The organism is Pantanalinema sp. (assembly GCA_036704125.1).
GTDB lineage: Bacteria > Cyanobacteriota > Sericytochromatia > S15B-MN24 > UBA4093 > JAGIBK01.
In genome coordinates this window covers 1-4,446 of record DATNQI010000078.1, presented here as the reverse complement: position 1 = coordinate 4,446, position 4,446 = coordinate 1, and the positions used below count along the sequence as shown (strand labels likewise).

General features: G+C 65.9%; 4 protein-coding genes. 3 read left to right on the top strand and 1 reads right to left on the bottom strand.

All coding sequences use genetic code 11. The annotated features are described in order from the left end of the window. The first annotated feature begins 525 nt into the window (after positions 1–525). Together V6D00_12510 and V6D00_12505 are read left to right on the top strand one after the other, a co-directional pair. The gene (locus tag V6D00_12510) at positions 526–936 is read left to right on the top strand and encodes a glucosaminidase domain-containing protein (protein ID HEY9899998.1); all 411 of its coding nucleotides are present in this window, start codon (positions 526–528) and stop codon (positions 934–936) included. Between the two features lie 129 nt (positions 937–1,065). Continuing rightward, positions 1,066–1,791 carry a glucosaminidase domain-containing protein gene (locus V6D00_12505; protein ID HEY9899997.1) on the top strand — a complete coding sequence of 242 codons (726 nt, stop codon included), beginning with the start codon at positions 1,066–1,068 and terminating at the stop codon, positions 1,789–1,791. Between the two features lie 7 nt (positions 1,792–1,798). Here V6D00_12505 and V6D00_12500 read toward each other — a convergent pair whose 3' ends face one another. After that, positions 1,799–3,205: an aspartate ammonia-lyase gene (locus tag V6D00_12500; GenBank protein HEY9899996.1), complete on the bottom strand. Its 1,407-nt coding sequence runs from the start codon at positions 3,203–3,205 to the stop codon at positions 1,799–1,801. Between the two features lie 153 nt (positions 3,206–3,358). Between V6D00_12500 and V6D00_12495 the strand changes: the two genes are divergently transcribed. Next, the gene (locus tag V6D00_12495; GenBank protein ID HEY9899995.1) at positions 3,359–4,432 is read left to right on the top strand and encodes a class I fructose-bisphosphate aldolase; all 1,074 of its coding nucleotides are present in this window, start codon (positions 3,359–3,361) and stop codon (positions 4,430–4,432) included. Positions 4,433–4,446: the final 14 nt, after the last annotated feature.

Sequence of the window (4,446 nt, the reverse complement as noted above, 5' to 3'; positions counted from 1 at the left end):
TCTAGCACCCAACGAGAAGGGGGCCCCGCCGACGGCGGGGCCCCCTTCTCGTTGGGTGCTAGCGAATTTCGCTGGGGGACCAGAAGCATTCGGGACACTGGATGTCCTTCAGCTTGAGGGTGAAGTCAGGCGACTGGTGCTGGAACTGGTGGCCGCATGACCGGCACGTGAACGTAACGAGGATCGCCTCGGCCATTGTTGCATTCTCCTTCGGATCGCGCGGATGCGGGCAAACTGCCTGCTGTATTGTACCCAGCCTGCCTCACCTCGAAGCCGAATGGGGCCTGTCGGTCGGTGTATTGACATAATTTCTATGGATAATTATCATATCAAAAAGCTGCCGACCAGGAGGTGCATGCCATGTCGAACGCCATCCGCAAAGGCGAGCAAGGGATAGCGCTTCCCTCACCTCGCAAAGCAAGCGCCCCGGTACCACCCGAGCCAGGGCAGGCAAAGCATCCTCGCCTCTCTCGCGATCAACTGCGGCTCAGTAGCCAGACGCCACCCAGGCCGCGCCATCGGTTCATGCAGGAGATGCATGGCGCCGCGCTGAGCATTCAACGAGAGACCGGCCTGCCGGCCTCGGTGATCTTGGCGCAGGCCGCCCTCGAGTCCGACTGGGGCCGCGCCGCCATCGGCACGTACAACGTCTTCGGGATCAAGGGCGAGGGCTCGAAGGGGAGCATCAAGGTGCTCACCAGGGAGTACGTCAACGGCAAGGCGCTCAGGACCTACGCCGCGTTCGCCAAGTTCGGCAGCTTCGAGGAGGCGTTCGCGGCTTACGCCAAGCTCATCCACAACGGCAACCATCCGCGCGCCGTGGCCGCCAAGTCCGACCCCGTTCGCTACGCCAAGGCCCTGCAAGGCAGCTACGCCACCGACCCCAAGTACGCGAACAAGCTCATCAGCATCATGCGCAGCCAGGGCCTGCTCTGAGCCCCGGCCAATCGCCCGGGTTTCGCCTTCGTCCAGGAAAACTTAACCTATTCTTCAGAACCTTTGCGGCGGATCCCACCGATGAAATGAGAGTTAACAGTCTGATGATGAAGCGCAGAGGCCAGGACCATGTCGTACACCATCCGCACAGGCGACAATCTCGACTCGATTGCCAAGCGCTTCGGCACGACGGTCAAGTCGCTCGCGCGCCTCAACGGCATCCGCGATCCCCAGAAGATCCGGGCCGGCGACGATCTGAAGCTCCCGGGAGACCATGCCGTCCTTTCGGGCTCGAAGCCCGGGAAGCTCTCCTCGCGCCACCCGTCGTCGGGTTCGGATGCCCCTGCCGGCAAGATGCGCGGAGATCGCCTGGCTCTGAGCAGCCCCCAGCCCGCAGCGCCGGCCCCCAGCCTCGAGGCGACGCCCCAGCCCACCAACGCCTTCCTGAAGGAAATGCTGCCGGCCGCGCTCAAGATCCAGCAGCGGTACGGCATTCCCGCCGCGACCATCCTGGCCCAGGCCGCCCTCGAGTCCAACTGGGGCCGTTCGGCCATCGGCAAGTACAACGTCTTCGGGATCAAGGGCGAAGGCTCGCTCGGTAGTATCTCCACCTCGACCAAGGAGCACCTCAGGGGCCAGTGGCGCCGGATGCGCGACGGCTTCGCCAAGTTCGGCAGCTTCGAGGAGGCGTTCGAGGCCTACGCCAAGGTCATCCACAACGGCAGCCATTCCCGCGCGGTCGCGGCCAAGTCGAACCCCGTCGCCTTCGCTCGCGCCCTGCAGGGGAGCTACGCCACGGACCCCAAGTACGCGAGCAAGCTCATCAGCATCATGCGCTCCCAGGACTTGATCTGAGCGCTGCTCACAGGGTGTAGGGTTCGGTCAGGGCGGGCGTCGAGAAGACCCGCCCCACGCGATCCTCGGCGAGCAGGCCCTTGGCCTTGACCAGCGCAGGAATCGACTCCCCCTTCGCCACCGCCTCCTTGACCACCTCGGCGGCGGCCGCGTAGCCGATCACGGGGTTGAGGACCGTCGCCAGGCCCACCGAGGCCTCCGAGTAGGCCTTGCAGCGCTCCACGTCGGCCTCGATCCCCTCCACGCAGCGGTCGGTGAAGACGTCCACCGCGTTGGCCAGGATTCGCTGAGCCAGGAGCAGGTTGTGGGCGATGACGGGCATCATGACGTTGAGCTCGAGCTGGCCCGCCTGGGCCGCTGCCGCGATGGTGGCGTCGCAGCCGATGACCTGGAAGCAGACCTGGTTGAGCATCTCGGGCACCGAGGGATTGATCTTGCCCGGCATGATCGACGAGCCCGGCTGCACCGAGGGCAGGACCAGCTCGTGCAGGCCGGTACGGGGCCCGGAGCTCATCAGGCGCAGGTCGTTGGCGATGCGCCCGAGCTCGATGGCCAGGTTGCGCAGCGCCCCCGAGAGGGCGGTGAAGACCGCCATGCTCTGCATGGCCTCGAAGTAGTCGTCGGCCGCGCTCAGGTCCTCGTGGCCCGTCAGGATCCGAAGCTCCGCGATCACCTTCCGGCGATACGCGCTCGGCGTGTTGAGGCCCGTCCCCACCGCGCTTCCCCCGAGGCCGAGCACCTTCAGGTCCTCGGCCGCCGCCCAGAGGTTCTTGCGCGCGCGCGCCACGGCGCTCGCGTAGGCGTCGAACTCCTGGCCCAGGCGGATGGGCACCGCGTCCTGGAGGTGGGTGCGGCCCGACTTGACGACCCGGTCGAACTGGACGGCCTTGCCGCACAGGACGCTCTGGAGCTCCTCGAGCGCGGCGTCCAGGACCTCGGTGAGCTCCAGGGCCGCGAGGCGCATGGCGCTCGGGATCACGTCGTTGGTGGACTGTCCCTTGTTGACGTGGTCGTTGGGGTGAATCGCCGCGTAGGAGCCGAGCACCTCGCCCATCAGGAGGTTGGCGCGGTTGGCGATCACCTCGTTCACGTTCATGTGAAGGGAGGTGCCCGCCCCCGCCTGGAAGGCGTCCACCACGATCTGGTCGTCCCATGCGCCGTCGCGCACCTCCTGCGCGGCCCGATCGATGGCGTCCGACTTCTCGGGCGAGAGCATGCCGAGCGAGCCGAACACGCGGGATGCCGCCTGCTTGATGACCGCCAGGGCGTCGATCAGGGCCGGGTCCGTGCGCAGCCCGCTGATCGGGTAGTTCTCGAGCGCCCGCTGGGTCTGGACGCCCCAGTAAGCCTCCTTCGGCACGGCGATCGCCCCCAACGAATCACGCTCGATGCGCGTTTCCCGAGAAATGGCCATGACACGACCCTCCGCCTCGTCACCTCACCCTCGCGCGGCAGTATAGCAAGACGCGTGCCCAACCGGATGCGGCAAGCGAGGAAATCCGCTATCATGGCCGGAGGAAGTCGCTTTGCGATAACGCCCCGTCATCTTTGAGAAAGAGGCTCTCCCTTGAACGAAACCCTGACCGCCAACCGCATCGAAGAACTGCTCGGCAAAGACGCCAAGAGCCTGCTTGAGCACAAGAGCACCCACCTCCCCAAGGAGCTGCTGCACCTGCCCGGCCCCGACTTCGTGGACCGGATCTTCATCCCCTCGGATCGGCCGCTGCCCGTGCTCAACAACCTCCAGCGCATCTTCAACACCGGGCGTCTGGGCGGGACCGGCTACGTCTCGATCCTGCCGGTCGATCAGGGCATCGAACACAGCGCCGGCGCCTCGTTCGCGGCCAACCCCATCTACTTCGACCCCGAGAACATCGTGAAGCTCGCCATCGAGGGGGGCTGCAACGCGGTCGCCTCGACCTACGGCGTTCTCGCCTCGGTCGCCCGCAAGTACGCCCACAAGATCCCGTTCGTGGTCAAGATCAACCACAACGAGTTCCTGAGCTACCCCAACGCCTACGACCAGGTCATGTTCGGCAACATCCGCGACGCTTACGAGATGGGGGCCGCGGCCGTGGGCGCGACCATCTACTTCGGCTCGCCCGAGTCCCGCCGCCAGATCGTCGAGGTCGCCAAGGCCTTCGACATGGCCCACGAGCTCGGCATGGCCACCATCCTCTGGTGCTACACCCGCAGCTCCGGCTTCAAGAAGGACGGCACCGACTTCCACACGGCCATGGACCTCACGGCGCAGGCCAACCACCTGGGCGTCACCATCAAGGCCGACATCATCAAGCAGAAGCTGCCCGAGGTCTTCGAGTCGGGCTTCCAGGCGCTCAACTTCGGCAAGATCGACAAGCGCGTCTTCACGGACCTGTCGAGCGCCCATCCCATCGACATGACCCGCTACCAGGTGGCCAACTGCTACATGGGCCGCGCGGGCCTCATCAACTCGGGCGGCGCCTCGTCGGGCGAGAGCGACCTGGCCGAGGCCGTCCGCACCGCCGTCATCAACAAGCGCGCCGGCGGCATGGGCCTCATCTCGGGCCGCAAGGCCTTCCAGCGCCCCATGATCGAGGGCGTTCAGATCCTCAACGCCATCCAGGACGTCTACCTCAGCAAGGACGTCACGATCGCGTAGCGCTCGATGCGAGA